This window comes from Streptomyces sp. NPDC023541, assembly GCF_055559995.1.
Genome location: NZ_JBVHJO010000011.1, coordinates 118,011 through 136,573, shown reverse-complemented (window position 1 = coordinate 136,573; position 18,563 = coordinate 118,011). Strand labels below are relative to the sequence as shown.

The 18,563-nt window shown below is 71.9% G+C and carries 14 protein-coding genes; 4 read left to right on the top strand and 10 right to left on the bottom strand.

Annotated features, from left to right (window positions below):
• Window positions 1-30 precede the first annotated feature (30 nt).
• From gap to ACZ3X1_RS25855, 8 genes are all read right to left on the bottom strand, one after another.
• A complete protein-coding gene (gene gap / locus ACZ3X1_RS25890; RefSeq protein WP_356811978.1) occupies window positions 31-1,035 on the bottom strand; it encodes a type I glyceraldehyde-3-phosphate dehydrogenase in 1,005 nt (334 codons plus the stop codon).
• 232 nt (window positions 1,036-1,267) lie between these two features.
• Window positions 1,268-4,237 carry a M14 family metallopeptidase gene (locus tag ACZ3X1_RS25885; protein WP_467281125.1) on the bottom strand — a complete coding sequence of 990 codons (2,970 nt, stop codon included), beginning with the start codon at window positions 4,235-4,237 and terminating at the stop codon, window positions 1,268-1,270.
• A 149-nt stretch (window positions 4,238-4,386) separates the two neighbouring features.
• Window positions 4,387-5,382 (bottom strand): DNA-binding protein WhiA, encoded by a 996-nt coding sequence (gene whiA, locus ACZ3X1_RS25880; RefSeq protein WP_030009075.1) that lies wholly within the window; start codon window positions 5,380-5,382, stop codon window positions 4,387-4,389.
• The gene (locus ACZ3X1_RS25875) at window positions 5,373-6,428 is read right to left on the bottom strand and encodes a gluconeogenesis factor YvcK family protein (protein WP_356811976.1); all 1,056 of its coding nucleotides are present in this window, start codon (window positions 6,426-6,428) and stop codon (window positions 5,373-5,375) included. The genes whiA and ACZ3X1_RS25875 overlap by 10 nt, the downstream gene beginning before the upstream one ends.
• Window positions 6,425-7,372, bottom strand: a complete 948-nt coding sequence (gene rapZ, locus ACZ3X1_RS25870; RefSeq protein ID WP_030659985.1) for an RNase adapter RapZ — start codon at window positions 7,370-7,372, stop codon at window positions 6,425-6,427. The genes ACZ3X1_RS25875 and rapZ overlap by 4 nt, the downstream gene beginning before the upstream one ends.
• A complete protein-coding gene (gene uvrC, locus ACZ3X1_RS25865) occupies window positions 7,369-9,387 on the bottom strand; it encodes an excinuclease ABC subunit UvrC (RefSeq protein ID WP_356811975.1) in 2,019 nt (672 codons plus the stop codon). The genes rapZ and uvrC overlap by 4 nt, the downstream gene beginning before the upstream one ends.
• A 297-nt stretch (window positions 9,388-9,684) precedes the next feature.
• Window positions 9,685-10,467 carry a hypothetical protein gene (locus tag ACZ3X1_RS25860; RefSeq protein WP_467281182.1) on the bottom strand — a complete coding sequence of 261 codons (783 nt, stop codon included), beginning with the start codon at window positions 10,465-10,467 and terminating at the stop codon, window positions 9,685-9,687.
• Between the two features lie 5 nt (window positions 10,468-10,472).
• Entirely contained in the window at window positions 10,473-11,075 is a 603-nt protein-coding gene (locus ACZ3X1_RS25855) for a papain-like cysteine protease family protein (protein ID WP_362631750.1), read from the bottom strand.
• A 228-nt stretch (window positions 11,076-11,303) separates the two neighbouring features.
• Here ACZ3X1_RS25855 and ACZ3X1_RS25850 point away from each other — a divergent pair, with 228 nt between their 5' ends.
• Window positions 11,304-12,245, top strand: coding sequence for a hypothetical protein (locus ACZ3X1_RS25850; RefSeq protein WP_356811973.1), 942 nt, complete (start codon window positions 11,304-11,306; stop codon window positions 12,243-12,245).
• A 32-nt stretch (window positions 12,246-12,277) separates the two neighbouring features.
• Here ACZ3X1_RS25850 and ACZ3X1_RS25845 read toward each other — a convergent pair whose 3' ends face one another.
• Window positions 12,278-12,709 (bottom strand): Rieske (2Fe-2S) protein, encoded by a 432-nt coding sequence (locus ACZ3X1_RS25845; protein ID WP_356811972.1) that lies wholly within the window; start codon window positions 12,707-12,709, stop codon window positions 12,278-12,280.
• 87 nt (window positions 12,710-12,796) lie between these two features.
• Here ACZ3X1_RS25845 and ACZ3X1_RS25840 point away from each other — a divergent pair, with 87 nt between their 5' ends.
• Window positions 12,797-13,678, top strand: coding sequence for a carbohydrate kinase family protein (locus ACZ3X1_RS25840; RefSeq protein ID WP_356811971.1), 882 nt, complete (start codon window positions 12,797-12,799; stop codon window positions 13,676-13,678).
• A 295-nt stretch (window positions 13,679-13,973) separates the two neighbouring features.
• Here the strand turns inward: ACZ3X1_RS25840 and uvrA are convergent, their stop codons facing one another.
• On the bottom strand, window positions 13,974-16,973 hold the full coding sequence (gene uvrA / locus ACZ3X1_RS25835; protein WP_356811970.1) for an excinuclease ABC subunit UvrA: 3,000 nt from the start codon (window positions 16,971-16,973) through the stop codon (window positions 13,974-13,976).
• 186 nt (window positions 16,974-17,159) lie between these two features.
• On the opposite strand from uvrA, the gene ACZ3X1_RS25830 reads away from it, so the two are divergent.
• Window positions 17,160-17,849 (top strand): maleylpyruvate isomerase family mycothiol-dependent enzyme, encoded by a 690-nt coding sequence (locus ACZ3X1_RS25830; protein WP_390075080.1) that lies wholly within the window; start codon window positions 17,160-17,162, stop codon window positions 17,847-17,849.
• Window positions 17,850-17,872: 23 nt separating this feature from the next.
• Window positions 17,873-18,529, top strand: coding sequence for an MBL fold metallo-hydrolase (locus tag ACZ3X1_RS25825; protein ID WP_356811968.1), 657 nt, complete (start codon window positions 17,873-17,875; stop codon window positions 18,527-18,529).
• Window positions 18,530-18,563 lie beyond the last annotated feature (34 nt).

Below are 18,563 nucleotides of genomic sequence, written 5' to 3'. Positions count from 1 at the left end.
TGCTTCACATCGTGGTGTCAGCCCTGGAACTCAGAGCTGGCCGCCGACGAAGACCGTCAGGTCCACGAGACGGTTGGAGTAGCCCCACTCGTTGTCGTACCAGCCGACGACCTTGACCTGCTTGCCCTGAACCATGGTCAGGGAGGAGTCGAAGGTGCAGGACGCCGGCCAGTTCACGATGTCGGAAGAGACGATCGCGTCCTCGGTGTAGTCGAGGATGCCCTTCAGCTGGCCCTCGGAGGCCTTCTGGAAGGCGGCGTTGATCTCGTCCTTGGTGACCTCGCGGTCGAGCTCCAGCACGAGGTCCGTGACCGAGCCGGTCGGCACCGGGACGCGCATCGCGATGCCGTCCAGCTTGCCCTTGAGCTGCGGCAGGACCAGCGCGGTGGCCTTGGCGGCACCCGTCGAGGTCGGGATGATGTTCTCGGCGGCGGCGCGGGCGCGGCGCAGGTCCGAATGCGGGAAGTCCAGGATGCGCTGGTCGTTCGTGTACGCGTGGACCGTCGTCATCATCCCCTTGACGATGCCGAAGTTCTCGTCGAGGACCTTGGCCATCGGCGCCACGCAGTTCGTGGTGCAGGACGCGTTGGAGATGACGTGGTGGTTGGCCGCGTCGTACTTGTCCTGGTTGACGCCCATCACGATGGTGATGTCCTCGTCCTTGGCGGGAGCCGAGATGAGGACCTTCTTCGCGCCGGCCGCGATGTGCTTGGCGGCGTCCGCCTTCTTCGTGAAGATGCCGGTCGACTCGATGACGATGTCGGCGCCCAGTTCGCCCCAGGGGAGGTTCGCGGGGTCGCGCTCGGCGAAGGTCTTGAAGGTGTTGCCGGCGACGGTGATGGTGTCGTCGGTGTGGGACACCTGGGCCTTGAGGCGGCCCAGGATGGTGTCGTACTTGAGAAGGTGCACCAGGGTGGCGTTGTCAGTCAGGTCGTTGACACCGACGATCTCGATGTCCGCTCCCTGCTCCAGGAGGGCCCGGAAGTAGTTGCGGCCAATGCGGCCAAAACCGTTGATGCCTACGCGGATCGTCACGAACCGATCTCCTCGTTGGTGCGCCGGTGAGAGCGCCGGCGAGCTGTAAATGGGATGTCCCCGACCGCTTACGACCCTACCTCTCCGTGAGCTTTTGGGTGACATCGGTCGAGGGCTGACACTCCCCCCACTTCGCGGGGTACCCCCGCCGGGGCCCGCCCCGGACGCTCCTGCGCGGGCCCCGGGGACCTTGGCCCCGGTCACTCTGGGTGAGCGTCGAAGGTGGCGCTGTTCAGCGGTTGAGCGAGCGGAGCGCCTTACCGACGAGTAGAGCGCGATCCGCCGCCGCGGGCAGGTGTTCCAGGCCGAAGCCCAGAAGTACGGTGTCACGCGTGGTCACCGAGGCGTAGGACCGGAAGAGCTCTCCTGTCCGGGACCAGTCGCCCGGGACGTCGGGGCTTCCGGCCGGTGCGCCCTGGGCCGCCCAGGCGCCGAGCGAGGCCTCGAACCCCTCGGCCGCCTGCTCCCCGCCGCCGGTCGACAGGCGCACCTCGTCCGCGAAGACGCCGCGTCCGCCCGTGCTCGGGTCGGTGATGGAGGAGAGGGAGAGCTCGACGGACCGGCCCGCGTAGGCGCTCAGGTCGAAGGAGACCTGCTTCCAGCCGCCGGAGGAGCCGGTGAAGGTGTTCCACTGGCCGCTGGTGCCGTGCGGGGTGCAGCCGCCGCCCTCCAGGGTGAGGTAGCGGCGAAGGAACGGGTGGCCGTTGATGAAGAAGCCGGCCGCGCACTCCTCGGGGACGGCCGGGCTGCTCAGGCCGCCCGCCTCCGGCAGCATGGTCCAGTCGTCGCCGCCGGCGCTGCGGGCCTCCAGCGCGGCGTGGTCGTAGCCCTCTTCGAGGTTCCAGTTGAGGGCGAGCTTCAGCTGCGGCCGGTCGGCCGCGGTGACGCCGGTGAGGTCGATGGTGCGGACGAGCCGCTTCCAGTCGCTGTCGGTGTGCAGCGCCGAGGCCATCCCGGCGCCGGCGTAGGGGGCGTACGGGTTCGTGATCCCGGTGTACCGGCCGGCCTGTGCGCTGCTGAACTGCGGGAACTGCGCGGGGGCCAGGGTCTCGGAGGTCACCGTGTAGGCGCCGGGGGCGTTCAGCGGGTTGCCCGCGGCGTCGCCGAGGCCGCCGTTCGCGCCCTGCAGGGCGCCGGCGCCGGTGAAGCCGGTGGCGCCGGGGGTGCTGTTGCGGCTGTAGGCGCCGAGCCAGTACTGGCTGAAGTCGTTGGTCACGGCGCGGCCGACCTGCGCGTTGCCGCCGGCCGGCTCGCCGGCCTCGATCAGCCTGCCGCCTTCGTTCAGGAAGTCGCGGACCGCCAACTGCGTCTCTCCGCCGGGCGTCTTGGCTCCGGTGTAGTGGACGGCCGTGCCGAAGTGGGAGAGGACCCCGAGGTGGTGCGGGACGCCCTGGACGGCGACGTCCCAGACCGCGGCGGACCTGCCGTTGGCGCGCAGCGCGTCGACGTACTTCTGGGCGTGCTGGGCCGCGGCGCCCTCCTCGGCGATCACCAGGACGTCCGCGCGGGGCCGCTCGGCCACCGTGTACGTGAAGGGCTCGCTGGAGACCTGCTTGCCGGAGCGGTCGCGGCCGGTGAACCAGACCTCGACCTTGTCGCCGGGCCCGGCGCCCTCGACCTCGGCGCGGTACTCGTCGAACCAGTTGTTGTCCTCGCCGCCGTAGACGTCACCGCCCTTCCAGGCCCTGAGGTCCTCGTCGTGCGTGCGGCCGCCGTTGATCCGGTACTTGAGTTCCTTGCCCTTCAGCGCCTTGCGGGCCGTGACGGCGACCTCCTGGTCCTGGCCCCGGGCCGCGTAGGAGGTGGTGAAGGGGTCGGTGGTGAAGTCGGCCGCGCTCAGCCCGACGGGGGACGAGGGGCGGTCCGGGTGCGCGGCGCTCTCGCCGACCGCGAGGGCGAAGGGGACGTTCTTGGCGAACTCCGCCTGGATGAGCTTCTCGTCGTCCGGGAAGTTGAAGCCCGATGCGCAGTCCTCGGGCTTCCACTGGTCGGCCGGGTCGGCGGCCGAGGCGGTCTGGCAGGTGGTCATCTCCGGCGTGAACATCATGATGCCGTTGACGTTGGACGCGTGGCCGTCGGCCTCGCCGTTGGTGGTGTACAGCTCGGAGGACACCTGGGGGTAGTAGCCGGGGACGGCCGGGTTCTCGGGGGTGCCGGCGAGGGCCTTGTAGGCCACGTCGTCGGGGGTGGGGGTGGCCACCTGCCACCCCACGCCGTAGAGGATCAGCTCGGCGGCCGAGTGGTAGTTGATGGCGTAGTCGAAGCCGACGCGCTTCTCGAAGGCGTCGAGGGCGGCGGTCTCGGGCTCGGAGGAGGCCTTGGGGCCGCGGTAGGTCTCGCTCGCCCGGTTCGGCGAGGAGCCCTCGTTGTCGTAGCCCCACTTGAAGGCGAAGTTGCGGTTGAGGTCGACGCCGTCGCCGGCGGTGATCTGGCCGTCGCCGTTGTTGTCGCGGAGGTTCTTGCGCCACAGCCGCTGGCTGTCGGCGGCGTGCGTGTGGTCGTAGCCGTCGGGGTTGGCGCTGAGCAGGAACCACAGCTCGCTGGAGTCCACCAGCCTGGTGATCCGCTGGTCCTTGCCGTAGTTGTCGAGCGTGTGGTGCATCAGCCGCCGGGTCATCTCGGGGGTGATCCACTCGCGGGCGTGCTGGTTGGACATGTAGAGCACCGAGGGCTTGGCGCCGTCCTCGGTCTTCTTCGCGTTCTTGCTGACCTTCAGGGCGAGGATGTCCTTGCCCTGGACGGTCTTGCCGATGGAGACGACCTTGGTGAGCGCCGGGTGCTCCTGGGCCGTGCGCAGGATCTCCTCCTGGAGGCCGCCCTTGCCGCTGTACGGGCGGAACACGCCGTCCCCGGCCGCCTTGGCGCGGGCCAGGGCCTGGGCCGGGATCCTGCGCTCGGCGAGCTCGACGCCCTGGGCTGCCAGCTCGCCCGCCTGTGCTTCCGTCAGGAAGAGCTCGACCCGGGCGGTCCCGGTCTCCGGGGCGCGCTCGGTGAGCTCGTGGGCGTCCTGGCCGGCCGCGAGGACCAGCGGCACCTGTTCCCGGGTGATTTCGGCGTCGTAGACCCGCACCTCCTCGGCGCCGGACGCGGGGCCGGGCGCGGCGGTGCCGGGCCGCGCCTGGGCGGTCGCGGGCAAGGCGGCGAGTGTGGTTCCGAAGACGAGTGCGCTTGCGGCGAGGATGACTCTCGCGCGGTGACTCATGTGCCCCCCTGGGCGTCGGCTGCCACGAAAGGTTCGGACGCCAGACTCAAGACCGGCCCATGCTCATGTCAATGGGGCATGCGGGAAAGGGGCCGCACGAGTGATCGCGCGAGCCCCTTCTGCCGTAGGGGGTGTCTCGGCCACAGGGCCTATCCGGCCATGTTGTCGGCCATCTCCTCGCTGAGGTCGAGGTTCGACTCGGTGCCCGGGATGCCGAGGTCCTGGGCCCGCTTGTCGGCCATCGCGAGCAGGCGGCGGATCCGGCCGGCGACGGCGTCCTTGGTCAGCGGCGGGTCGGCGAGCGCGCCCAGCTCCTCCAGGGAGGCCTGCTTGTGCTCCATGCGCAGCCGGCCGGCCGCTGCGAGGTGCTCGGGGACCTCCTCGCCGAGGATCTCCAGCGCGCGCTGGACGCGGGCTCCGGCGGCCACGGCGGCCCGCGCCGAACGGCGCAGGTTGGCGTCGTCGAAGTTGGCGAGGCGGTTGGCGGTGGCGCGCACCTCGCGCCGCATCCGCCGCTCCTCCCAGGCCAGCACCGACTCGTGTGCGCCGAGCCGGGTCAGCAGAGCGCCGATCGCGTCGCCGTCGCGGACCACGACCCGGTCCACGCCGCGCACCTCGCGCGCCTTGGCGGCGATGGAGAGCCTGCGGGCGGCGCCCACCAGGGCCAGGGCGGCCTCCGGGCCGGGGCAGGTGACCTCCAGGGAGGAGGACCGGCCCGGCTCGGTGAGCGAGCCGTGGGCCAGGAAGGCGCCGCGCCACGCTGCCTCGGCGTCACAGGTGGCCCCGGAGACCACCTGGGGCGGCAGACCCCGGATGGGGCGTCCGCGGCCGTCCACGAGGCCCGTCTGGCGCGCGAGCTGGTCGCCTCCGGCCACGACGCGGACCACGTAGCGGCTGCCGCGGCGCAGTCCGCCGGGGGCCATCACCACCAGGTCCGAGGAGTGGCCGAAGATCTCCAGGATGTCCTTGCGCAGGCGGCGGGCGGCGATCCCGGTGTCGAGCTCCGCCTCGATGACGATCCGGCCGCTCACCAGGTGCAGCCCGCCCGCGAACCGAAGGATCGCCGAGACCTCCGCTTTTCTGCAGCAGGTCCGGGTGACGGGGAGCCGGGAGATCTCATCCTTCACCGCTGGCGTCATCGCCATGGGCCGATCCTTCCATGCATCCGAAAAATACGGTCGTACGCGGCGGCCAGCAGCTCCGGGTCGTGCTTCGGTGAGCCGTCCTGCCTGGCCACGGGGGCCAGCTCGACCGCGGCACCGAACCGTTTCGCGGCATCGGCGAGGGACTCGCGGTCGGGCACGGCGGCCTCGTCGGCCAGCACCACGTCCAGGGCGAGTTTAGGGGCGTGTCGGGCCAAAACCTCCAAATGACGCTGCGGAGAGAAGCCCTCTGTTTCGCCGGGCTGCGGCGCGAGGTTCAACGACAGCACCCGCCGGGCCTTGGTCTCGACGAGCGCGTCCAGCAGTTCCGGCACCAACAGGTGCGGAATCACGGAGGAGAACCACGAGCCGGGACCCAGCACCACCCAGTCGGCGTCCAGGACCGCCGCGACGGCTTCCGGTACGGCCGGCGGGGCGCTCGGCACGACCTGCACGGAGAGCACCTCGCCCGGTGTCAGGGCCACGGTGGCCTGCCCGCGTACGGTGTCGACGTCCTCGGGGCGGGCCGGGTCGTGGCCCCTGACCAGGGCCTGAAGCTCCAGCGGCACCGCCGACATCGGCAGCACCCGGCCGTGTGCGCCGAGCAGCCGGCCCACGAGGTCGAGGGCCTGGACGGGGTCGCCGAGCTGTTCCCACAGGGCGACGATCAGCAGGTTGCCGACGGCGTGGCCGTGCAGGTCGCCCTCGGACTGGAAGCGGTGCTGGATGACGCGGGCCCAGGTCTGGCCCCAGTCGTCGTCCCCGCACAGCGCTGCCAGCGCCTTGCGCAGGTCGCCGGGCGGCAGGACGCCGAGCTCCTCCCGGAGCCGTCCGCTGGAGCCGCCGTCGTCGGCGACGGTGACCACGGCGGTGAGGTCACCGGTGATCCGGCGCAGGGCGGCGAGGGAGGCCGACAGGCCTTGGCCGCCACCGAGCGCGACCACCTTGGGCGTGGCGCCCCTCCGGCGGCCGGAGCGGCCCGCGCCTTCCTCTCCCCGTCCCGGGGTGAGGCGGCGCAGGCGGCTCAGCCGCGGGGTCCGTGCGGTCACTCGCGCCCCATGTCCCGGTGGACGACGACGGTCTCGACTCCCTCGGAGGCGAGGCGGGCGGCGAGCTTCTCGGACATGGCCACGCTGCGGTGCTTGCCGCCCGTGCACCCGACCGCGATGGTCACGTACCGCTTGCCCTCACGGCGGTAGCCGGTGGCGATGAGCTGGAGCAGCTCGGTGTAGCGGTCGAGGAACTCCTTGGCGCCGGGCTGGCTGAAGACGTACCCCGACACCTCCTCGTTGAGCCCGGTGAAGGGGCGCAGCTCCGGGACCCAGTGCGGGTTCGGGATGAAGCGGCAGTCGACGACGAGGTCGGCGTCGACGGGGAGGCCGTACTTGTAGCCGAAGGACATGACGGTGGCCCGCAGCTCGGGCTCCTCGTCCCCGGCGAACTGGGCGTCCATCTTGGCGCGCAGCTCGTGCACGTTGAGGCTGGAGGTGTCGATCACCAGGTCGGCGTCGCCGCGCAGCTCGCGCAGGAGGTCGCGCTCGGCGGCGATGCCGTCGGTGATGCGCCCGTCGCCCTGGAGCGGGTGCGGGCGGCGGACCGACTCGAAGCGGCGGACCAGCGCGTCGTCGGAGGACTCCAGGAAGACGATGCGGCGGGTGACGCCCTTGCTGTCGAGGTCGGCGAGGGACTCGCGCAGGGCGTCGAAGAACTGGCGGCCGCGGACGTCGACGACGACCGCGATGCGGGCCACGTTGCCCTGGGAGCGGGCGCCGAGCTCCACCATGGTGGGGATCAGCGCGGGCGGCAGGTTGTCGACGACGAACCAGCCGAGGTCCTCCAGACACTTGGCCGCCGTGCTGCGGCCGGCCCCGGACATGCCGGAGATGATCACCAGCTCGGGGATGGCCGCCTCGGCGGTCTCGCCGGGCTCCATTGTCGTGCCCGTACTCACCTGTGCTCCGTCTCGGTCGTGCGTGGTCTCGTGCTCGGTCATTGCTCGGTCCCCCGTTCGGACGATGCTCCCGCTGGCGCGGGGTTCTCATCCTCAATGATCTCTCCTGTGGCCGTGTTGACGGCAGGACCGGCGGGGACCGCCCCGGCGAGGGCCGCGGCCACGGTCTCGGCCGTCTTCCGTCCTATGCCCGGGACCTCGCAGATCTGGTCGATTGTCGCCTGTCTGAGCTTCTTCACCGAACCGAAGTGCTTCACCAGGGCGTGCTTGCGGCTCTCGCCGAGGCCGGGCACCTCGTCAAGCGGCCCCGACTTCAGGCGCTTGCCGCGCTTGCTGCGCTGGTACCGGATGGCGAAGCGGTGGGCTTCGTCACGCACCCGCTGGAGCAGGTAGAGGCCCTCGCTGCTGCGGGGCAGGACGACGGGGTCGTCCTCGCCGGGCACCCAGACCTCCTCCAGCCGCTTGGCCAGGCCGCAGACGGCGACGTCGTCGATGCCGAGCTCGTCCAGGGCCCGCTGGGCGGCGGCCACCTGCGGCTGTCCGCCGTCGACGACGACGAGCTGGGGCGGGTAGGCGAAGCGCTTGGGCTTCCCGTCGTCCTCGGGGGCCGACCCGGCGGCGTCCTCGCCCTCTTCGGGGTCCCACTCCCCCGTTTTCAGCTTCTCCTGGAGGTAGCGGCGGAAGCGCCGGGAGACCACCTCGTGCATGGAGCGGACGTCGTCCTGCCCCTCGAACGACTTGATCTGGAAGCGCCGGTACTCGCTCTTGCGGGCCAGCCCGTCCTCGAAGACGACCATCGACGCGACGACGTCGTCTCCCTGCAGGTGGGAGATGTCGAAGCACTCGATGCGCAGCGGGGCGCTGTCGAGGTCCAGCGCCTCGGCGATCTCCTCCAGCGCCCGGGAGCGCGTGGTGAGGTCGCTGGCGCGCTTGGTCTTGTGCAGGGCGAGGGACTGGAGCGCGTTGCGGTGCACGGTCTCCATCAGGGCCTTCTTGTCGCCGCGCTGCGGTATCCGCAGGCTGACCTGGGACCCGCGGCGCTCGGCGAGCCACTGGCCCAGCGCGGGCGTGTCCTCGGGGAGCGCGGGGACCAGCACCTCCTTGGGGACGGCCTCGCCCTTCTCCTCGCCGTAGAGCTGCTGGAGGGCGTGCTCGACGAGGCCGGCGGTGTCGACGGCCTCGACCTTGTCGGTGATCCAGCCGCGCTGGCCGCGGACGCGGCCGCCGCGGACGTGGAAGATCTGCACGGCCGCTTCGAGCTCGTCCTCGGCGACGGCGATCAGGTCGGCGTCGGTGGCGTCGGCGAGCACCACGGCGTTCTTCTCCATGGCGCGGCGCAGCGCTCCGATGTCGTCGCGCAGCCGGGCGGCCTTCTCGTACTCCGTCTCCTCGGCCGCCGCGTGCATCTCCTTCTCCAGCCGGGAGAGGTAGGCGCCGGTGCGGCCGGCCATGAAGTCGCAGAAGTCCTCGGCCAGTTCGCGGTGCTCCTCGGGGGTGACCCGACCGACGCAGGGCGCGGAGCACTTGCCGATGTAGCCGAGGAGGCAGGGGCGGCCGATCTGGGCGGAGCGCTTGAACACCCCGGCGGAGCAGGTCCGTACCGGGAAGACCCGCAGCATCAGGTCGACGGTCTCGCGGATCGCCCAGGCGTGGGCGTACGGGCCGAAGTAGCGCACGCCCTTCTTCTTGGGGCCCCGCATGACCTGGACCCGGGGGTACTCCTCGTTCAGGGTGACGGCGAGCGAGGGGTAGCTCTTGTCGTCCCGGTACTTGACGTTGAACCGGGGGTCGTACTCCTTGATCCAGGAGTACTCCAGCTGGAGCGCCTCGACCTCGGTGGAGACCACGGTCCACTCGACGGAGGCGGCGGTGGTCACCATGGTGGCGGTACGGGGGTGCAGGCCCGCGACGTCCTGGAAGTAGTTGGCCAGGCGCTGGCGCAGGCTCTTGGCCTTCCCGACGTAGATCACCCGGCGGTGCTCGTCGCGGAATCTGTAGACCCCCGGGGAGTCGGGGACCTGCCCCGGCTGGGGGCGGTAGCTGGAAGGGTCGGCCATGCCAACCACCCTACTGGCGCGCACCGACAACGACCCGCAGCCGTCCGGCCTCCGGCCCGGTGCGCGGATGGCCTCGCGGGCTCCGGGTGACCGTGCGGCCGGCCCGCTGCACGGGGCTTCCCGGGCTCCGCCCGGACCTGGTCCTCGAACGCCGGACGGGCTGGAAATCCAGCCCCGCCGGCGCTTGAGGCGCGGGGCCCGGGGGCGGAGCCCGGGAAACGGTGGCAGGGCGGGCGGGGAGAGCTGCCCGCAGGGCCCGGCCTCCGGCGGCAGCCGGACCCTGCGGGCGGCGAGGTGCTACGCGACGGCGGCCCGGCGGCGGCGCAGGAGCAGCACGCCGGCCCCGCCCAGCGCGAGCGCCCCGGCCCCCGCCGCGGCCGCGAGCGGCACCCCGGCAGCCGGGCCGGGCTCGGCGTAGCCCCCCGCCATGCCGCCCTCGGCATAGGCGGAGCCGGGAAGCTTGTCCCCGTACGCCTTGACGACCCGCGCCCGGTAGGCGCCGAGTGTCGTGCCGCCCCCGCCCACCGCCCGCACGCCGTCCTCGTCGAGCGGCAGTACCCGCCCGCCCCCGGCCACGTACCAGGCGCCGATCTGCGGTTCCCGGAACACGGTCCCGCCGGGCAGTTTCTCGGCACCCAGTCGCGCGTAGCGGAATTCGTCGTCGCCGGTGGCGATGTTCACCACCTGCCAGCCGTTCTCCGTCCGCGCGGTCCACAGCGCGGCCTGCTGCCCGTCGGAGGAGACCGCCCGGCTGGCGAGGAACTCCAGGCGGGCGACGGACGCGCCCGGCCGGCCCGCGACGAAGTCCGGGGAGAGGTGGTTGACCGGGACCGCCTCGCCCTCGATGCGGGGCTGCGCGGCGGCGAGGGAGACCTTGCCCTCCCGGGCGAAGAACCGGGAGAGCGTGGCGAGGGTGTCGGGTGCGCCGGCCGCCCGCTCGGCGGCGGCCCGGTGTTCGGCGGTGGCCGCCCCGGGCTGCACCACGGGCTGCGGCACGGGAGCCGCGACGGTCTGCGGGGCGAGTCCGAGGAGGGCGGTGGCGGCGAGGACGGCCGCGGCGGCCGAAGCGCGCAGGGTCATGGCGCTCACGCCCCGATCCGGTAGAGGGAGTGGGTCCAGGAGAAGGTGTTGTTGTTGACGTACCAGGCGTGGGAGGCCCAGTTGTAGCGGTCGCTGGAGGGCCAGGGGTCGCCCCAGTAGACCCAGCTGCTCGCGGTGTCGTAGCCGTAGACGACGTGCATGTGGCCGCCGCCGTTCGACCACTGGATCCGGGTCTCGATGGGCCGGCCCGCGTTGATCTCGGTCTGGACGGTGGAGTACTGCAGCCAGCCGGTGACGTACGAGCCGGGGTTGACGCCCGCCCAGCGCAGTCCGGTCTGGACGTTGCCGAGGGTGGCCTGGTTGTTGGGGCAGTCGGTGCCCTGCTGACGGTTGAAGGCGGCGTTGCAGAACTGGTTCTGCGAGTAGTTCCGGCCGAACCAGGTGGCGATGGTGTTGCCGCCTGCGGCCCAGCACCAGTTGGTCTTCGCCTGCGCCTGCATGGTGATGCCGAGGCGTTTGTGGGCGAGGGCGGAGTCGGCGCGGGTCTGCGCGGCGGTGGCGGTGCCGGCGGGCAGGGCGAGGATCAGGGCGCTGAGCAGGGCGGTGAGGGCGGCGGCCGGGGAAAGCCGCCGGTTTCGATTGCGCATCGCGTTCCTCCCGAGGTGGGGAGTGGGGGGTAGAGGAGCGCGTCCGGACGCTGTGGAGGAGCATCAGGGAGTTGTCGCGATCAGGTCAACGCGCTTGAATACGCGATGACGTTGCAGTGTGAACGGTGGGACTGCGGTGTGAACGGTTACTGCCGTTCCACCTGGTCCCCCGGGGCTGCCGCCGTGATCCCCCCACCCCGGCGCGTGAACGTTCACAGAGGAGTCGCCATGCGGCCTTCCACGGATCCGGCGGACCTGGCCGAACTGAACCGGCTCTTGCACGGCGGCCCCTTCCACCTCGCCCTGCGCGCCGCCCTGGCCGCCCGCGGCCTGCCGCTGCAACGCGTGCAGCACCGGCTCGCGGCACAGGGCATCAAGGTCGGGGTGACCAGCCTCAGTTACTGGCAGCAGGGCGCCCGCAGGCCGCGCCACCCGGAGTCCCTGCGGGCCGTCACCGCCCTGGAGCGGATCCTGGAGCTGCCCGACGGAGCCCTGGTCCGGCTGCTGGCGGACCCGGTGCCCGGCTCCGGGCCCGCCCGGCCCGCCGGGCGCTCCTACCGGGCCCTGTTCAGCGGGGGCGGGACGGTGGAGCGGCTGCTGGACGGGATGGAGCTCCCGCCGGACGGCGGGCTGCACTCGCTCGGCCACCACGAGCGGGTCCGCATCGGACCGGCGGGCGAGCTGCGGGTCCGCGAGTCTCAGCAGATCGTCCGGGCCCACCGGGACGGGGTCGACCGCTACCTCGCCGTCCACCACGGCGACCCGGGCTGCGACGTCTCCCGGGTGCGCGTGACCGCCTACGAGAACTGCCGTACGGGCCGGGTGCGGTGCCATCCGGAGGCCGGGGTGGTGGTCGCGGAGCTGCTCTTCGACGCCCGGCTGCGGCGCGGCGACACCTATGTCTTCGGCTACGGCGTCGAGGACGGCACGGGGCCCCGCAGCGGTGAGTACGTGCGCGGTTTCAGCTACGCGGGCGGCCAGTACGTGCTCCAGGTCCGCTTCGACGAGGCGGCCCTCCCGGTGCGCTGCCGGCGTTTCGCCCGCAGCGGGCCGGACGCCCCGCGCACCGGCCTGGCGGATCTGACGCCGAGCGGCCGGCACCGGGCGGTGCACCTGGTGGAGCAGGCGGTGCGGCGCGGGATCCTCGGGATCGCCTGGGACTGGGACTGACGCGCGACGGCCTTGCCGGTGCCCGGCGCGGGTCAGCCCGCGACGAGCTTGCCGTTCTCCGCGCGGACCGGCACCTCCGGCAGCGGCCGGTCGGCCGGGCCGCGAAGGACCTTGCCCGTCGACACGTCGAAACGGCTGCCGTGGCAGGGGCAGTTCCCCTCCCCCTCGTCGATCTTGTCGAGGACGCAGCCCGCGTGTGTGCACTGGGCGCTGAACGCCTTGTACCGGCCCTCCGCCGGACAGCTGACGATCAGCTTCCGCTCCCGGTAGAGCTTCGCGCCGCCCACCGGGACGTCGGCCGCGGCGCCCAGCTCGACGGGTGCGGTGGGGGTGGCGGGGGTGCTGCCGCCGCTGTTGGTCTCGGTGGAGCAGGCCGTGAGCGCCGCTCCGGCGCCGGCGGCTCCCGCGAGCGCGGCGGCGCCCTTGAGGACGGTACGGCGGGCGGCGGACTGCGGCGCGGGCATGCGGTTCTCCTGAGGTGCACGGACGGGGGCCATGGGGCGGACGGCCCACCCGACGATACCGCCGCCCCATGGAGTACCTTCCTCCGCGTGATCGTCGTCGGCGGAGAAGCCCTCATCGACCTGGTGCCCGCGGCCGGTCCGCCGGGCGCACTGCTGCCCCGCCCCGGCGGCGGCCCGTACAACACCGCGCGCGCCCTCGGGCGCCTCGGCGCGGGGGTCGCCTTCTGCTCCCGGGTCTCGACGGACGGTTTCGGCGAGAGCCTGCTGGCCGGCCTGCGGGCGGCCGGGGTGGACGTGTCGCTGGTCCAGCGCGGGCCGGAGCCGACCACCCTCGCCGTGCCGTCGCTGGCCCCGGACGGCTCGGCCTCGTACGGGTTCTACGTCGAGGGCACTGCCGACCGACTGTTCAGCCTGCCGCCCGCCCTCCCGGAGGGGGTGCGCGCCCTCGCGCTCGGCACCTGCTCGCTCGTCCTGGAGCCGGGCGCGAGCGCGTACGAGGCGTTGCTGCGCCGGGAGTCGCGGCGCGGGCTCCTGACCCTGCTGGACCCCAACATCCGGCCGGCGCTGATCGCGGACCCGGCGGGCTACCGCGCCCGCTTCACTGACCGGCTCCTGCCGCACACGGGCGTCCTGAAGGTGTCGGAGGAGGACGCGGCCTGGCTGGGCGGGCGGGTCGGCGACTGGCTGGCGGCCGGGCCCTCGGCGGTGGTGCTGACCCGCGGCGCGGCGGGCCTGACGGTCTGGACGCGGGAGGGCGCAGAGTATTCGGCCGCGGCCCGCCCGGTCGCGGTGGCGGACACGATCGGGGCGGGCGACACCGTCAACGCCGCCCTCCTGCACCGCCTCGCCGCGGCCCCGGGCGGCCCGGTGGACTGGCCGGACGTCCTGGCCTACGCCGCCCACGCGGCGGCCCTGACCTGCACCCGCCCGGGGGCGGAGCCCCCGTACGCGGCGGAGCTCAGCGGATAGCGGCCCAGACGCTGCGGGCCACGGCCGGGGCGAACTGCTCGACCGGCTGGACCACATGGGCTCCGGAGAAGTGCAGGAAGAAGGCCCGCTGGAAGCAGGCGCCGAGCAGCAGCGCGGCGGCCGTGCGGGGGGTCGTCCCTTTCGGATCGTGTCGGCCGAGCCCGCGTCGTCCGGTGCCGTGCCTCGCAAGGCGCAGGAGCTCCCGTGAACCGGATGGGCGTACGCGGGAGCCCCGACAACGCGGCGGGGCGCGGCGCCGGGCCCGCCGGGCCCGGCACGATCCGAAAGAGACGGCCTAGGCTTTGCGGGCCCGCGTCGCCGTCTTCTTGGCCGCCGCCTTCTTCGCCGGAGCCGCCTTCGTCGCGGCCACCGCCTTCTTCGCCGCGGCCGCCTTCTTGGCCGGGGCCTTCTTCGCCGTGGCCCGCACCGGGGACGCCCCGGCGTCGGAGACCCGGTCCGCGCCCAGGATGTCCCGCAGGAACTTGCCCGTGTGGCTCGCGCCCACCGAGGCCACCTGCTCGGGCGTACCCTCGGCCACCACCAGGCCGCCGCCGTAACCGCCTTCGGGGCCCATGTCGATGACCCAGTCCGCGGTCTTGATGACGTCCAGGTTGTGCTCGATGACGATCACCGAGTTGCCCTTGTCGACCAGCCCCGACAGCACCTTGATCAGCTTCGAGATGTCCTCGAAGTGCAGACCCGTCGTCGGCTCGTCCAGCACATACACCGTCCGGCCCGTCGAGCGCTTCTGCAGCTCGGAGGCCAGCTTGACGCGCTGCGCCTCGCCGCCCGACAGCGTCGGCGCGGACTGGCCGAGGCGGACGTAGCCCAGGCCGACCTCGTTCAGCGTCTTGAGGTGCCGCGCGATCGTCGGAACCGCCTCGAAGAAGCCCAGCGCCTCCTCGATCGGCATGTTCAGGACTTCCGCGATGGACTTGCCCTTGTAGTGGACCTCCAGCGTCTCCCGGTTGTACCGGTCGCCGTGGCAGACCTCGCACGGGACGTAGACGTCGGGCAGGAAGTTCATCTCGATCTTGATCGTGCCGTCGCCGGAGCAGTTCTCGCACCGGCCGCCCTTGACGTTGAAGGAGAAGCGGCCCGGCAGGTAGCCGCGCACCTTCGCCTCCATCGTCTCCGCGAAGAGCTTGCGCACGTGGTCGAAGACGCCGGTGTACGTGGCCGGGTTCGACCGGGGCGTCCGGCCGATGGGCGACTGGTCGACGTGGACCACCTTGTCGACGAGGTCGTCCCCCTCCACGCGGGTGTGGCGGCCCGGCACCGACCGGGCGCCGTTCAGCTCGCGCGCCAGGTGGGTGTAGAGGATGTCGTTGACCAGGGTCGACTTTCCGGAGCCCGAGACACCGGTCACGGCCGTGAGCACGCCCAGCGGGAAGGACACGTCGATGTCCCGCAGGTTGTTCTCCTTGGCTCCGTGGACGGTCAGCCTGCGCTCGCCGTTCACGGGCCGGCGGATGTCCGGGATCTCGATGGACCTCTTGCCCGACAGGTACTGCCCGGTCATCGACTCGGTGTTCTTCAGCAGCTCCTTGAGCGAACCGCTGTGGACCACCTTGCCGCCGTGCTCGCCCGCGCCCGGACCGATGTCCACGACCCAGTCGGCCACCTTGATGGTGTCCTCGTCGTGCTCGACGACGATGAGGGTGTTGCCCATGTCCCGCAGCCGCACCAGTGTCTCGATCAGCCGGTGGTTGTCACGCTGGTGCAGGCCGATGGAGGGCTCGTCCAGCACGTAGAGCACGCCGACGAGGCCGGAGCCGATCTGCGTGGCGAGCCGGATGCGCTGGGCCTCGCCGCCCGACAGGGTGCCGGCGGCGCGGTTGAGGGAGAGGTAGTCCAGGCCGACGTCCACGAGGAAGCGGAGCCGCTCGTTGACCTCCTTCAGGACCCGCTCGGCGATCTTCTTGTCGCGGGCGTCGAGGCGCAGCCGCCCCAGGAAGTCCGCGCACTCGCTGATCGACATGGCGGCGACCTCGGCGATGGATTTCTCCATCACCGTGACGGCGAGCACGATCGGCTTGAGGCGCGTGCCCTCACAGGTCGGGCAGGGCACCTCGCGCATGTAGCCCTCGAAGCGCTCGCGGCTGGCGTCGCTCTCGGACTCCGAGTGCCGCCGCTTCACGAACGGCACGGCGCCCTCGAAGGCGGTCGTGTAGGCCCTCTCGCGCCCGTAGCGGTTGCGGTAGCGGACCTCGATCTGCGTCCGGTGACCATAGAGCAGGGCCTTCTTCGCACGCACCGGCAGCCCGGCCCACGGGATGTCCGTGCGGAAGCCCAGCTCCCCGGCCAGCGCGCCGATCAGCCGCTGGAAGTAGTCCTTGGTGTGACCGAGCGACCACGGCGAGACCGCGCCCTCGTCGAGGGACTTGTCCTCATCGGGAACGATCAGCTCCGGGTCCACCTCCATGCGCGTGCCGATGCCGGTGCACTCGGGGCAGGCGCCGAAGGGCGAGTTGAAGGAGAAGGAGCGGGGCTCCAGTTCCTCGAAGGACAGGTCGTCGTACGGGCAGTAGAGGTGCTCGGAATACATCCGCTCACGCTCGGGGTCGTCCTCGGCGAGGTCGACGAAGTCCAGGATCACCATGCCGCCGGAGAGACCGAGGGCCGTCTCCACGGAGTCGGTGAGCCGGCGCTTGGCGCTGTCCTTGACGGTGAGGCGGTCGATGACCACCTCGATCGTGTGCTTCTCCTGCTTCTTCAGGGTCGGCGGCTCGGAGAGCTGGATGGTCTGCCCGTCCACCCGCGCCCGGCTGTAGCCCTTGGTCTGGAGGTCGGCGAAGAGGTCGACGAACTCGCCCTTGCGCTCGCGCACCAGCGGCGAGAGCACCTGGAAGCGGTTGCCCTCGGGGAGCGCGAGCACCTTGTCCACGATCGCCTGCGGCGACTGGCGCGAGATGGGCCGGCGGCACTCGGGGCAGTGCGGCTTGCCGATGCGGGCGAAGAGCAGGCGGAGGTAGTCGTAGACCTCGGTGATGGTGCCGACGGTCGAGCGCGGGTTGCGCGAGGTGGACTTCTGGTCGATCGAGACGGCCGGGGAGAGGCCCTCGATGAAGTCGACGTCGGGCTTGTCCATCTGCCCGAGGAACTGACGGGCGTACGACGAGAGCGACTCGACGTAGCGGCGCTGCCCCTCGGCGAAGATCGTGTCGAAGGCCAGGGAGGACTTGCCCGACCCGGAGAGTCCGGTGAAGACGATGAGAGAGTCGCGGGGCAGGTCGAGCGAGACGTTCTTCAGGTTGTGCTCGCGAGCGCCACGAACGATGAGACGGTCGGTCACGCCGGTCCGCACCTTTCTTGAGAGAGCGGGGGGCACGGCCCCCGTCCCAGGGTATGGGGGGCGCCTCTGCGGTGGAGATGGAGCTTGGACTTCGAGCGTATAGCACGCACATTCGATTTACGGCACTCCGCAAACCTCTTCACCCGATCGTGTGGCCGCCGTCCCCGAGCCACTAGGCTCGAAGTCATGACTGATCATGTGCACGACCTGCGATCTGTACGTGAAGCCACGGACCGACTGCTGACCGCGGTCGCGAAAATGGACAACGGCGCCCTCGCCGAGGAGTCACACCTCCCCGGCTGGACCCGCGGCCACATCCTGGCCCACCTCGCGCGCAACGCCGACGCCCTCGTCAACGTCTTCGAGGGCCGCCCGATGTACGAGAGCGGCGAGACGCGCGACGCGGACATCGCCCGCGACGCCGGCCGGTCCCTGGAAGAACACCTGACGGACCTCGGTGATTCCGCGGCCCGCTTCCTCGCCACCACCGAGCACGACCAGGACTGGTCGCGCACCGTCGAGCTGCGCAACGGCGTCACGGACCTCGCGGCGAACGTGCCCTTCCGCCGCTGGGTCGAGGTGGACCTGCACCACGTCGACCTGAACATCGGCTACGAGCTCTCCGACCTCCCGGAGGAGTTCACCGACCGCGAGATCACCTTCCTCGCCGACCGCTGGACCGGGCGTCCGGAGGTGCCCGCGACGGCCCTGGCCACCGCCGACGGGCGCACCTGGCGCACCGGCTCCGCCGGCGACCCGGTCGTGACCGTCTCCGGCTCCCCCGCCGCACTGCTCGCCTGGCTCGCCGGCCGCGGCGACAAGGGCGCCTCCCTGACCACCGCGGGCGGCCCCCTGCCCGAGCTCCCGCCGTTGTAGGAAGACACCTCTAGGATCAAGACATGACGTACACCGGAGAGGTCAAGGTCGGCGGTCCGGCCGACGTGCACGAGCTCGCGGACCTGATGATTTCCAAGGTCGCGGTGGGTTCGATGAACAACAACGCGTACCTGCTGCGCTGCCGGGCCACCGACGAGCAGCTGCTCATCGACGCGGCCGCCGAACCGCAGACGCTGCTGAACCTGATCGGCGACGACGGCATCGCCTCCGTCGTCACCACCCACCGGCACGGCGACCACTGGGGCGCGCTGGCGGAGGTCGTGGCGGCCACCGGGGCGAGGACCTACGCGGGCGCCCTCGACGCCGAAGGCATTCCGGTCGCGACCGACGTCCCGGTCGCGGATGGGGACACCGTGCGCGTCGGGCGGGTCGAGCTGACCGCACGGCACCTGGTCGGCCACACCCCCGGCTCGATCGCGCTGGTCTACGACGACCCGCACGGCCACGCGCACGTGTTCACCGGCGACTGCCTGTTCCCGGGCGGCGTCGGCAACACCCACGACGACCCGGAAGCGTTCAAGAGCCTCCTCGACGACGTCCAGCACAAGCTCTTCGAGCAGCTGTCGGACGAGACCTGGGTCTACCCGGGCCACGGCGACGACACCACGCTCGGCGCGGAGCGTCCGCACCTGGCGGAGTGGCGCGAGCGCGGCTGGTAGGGACCGCAACGCGTCAACTTCCCGACGCGGAGCA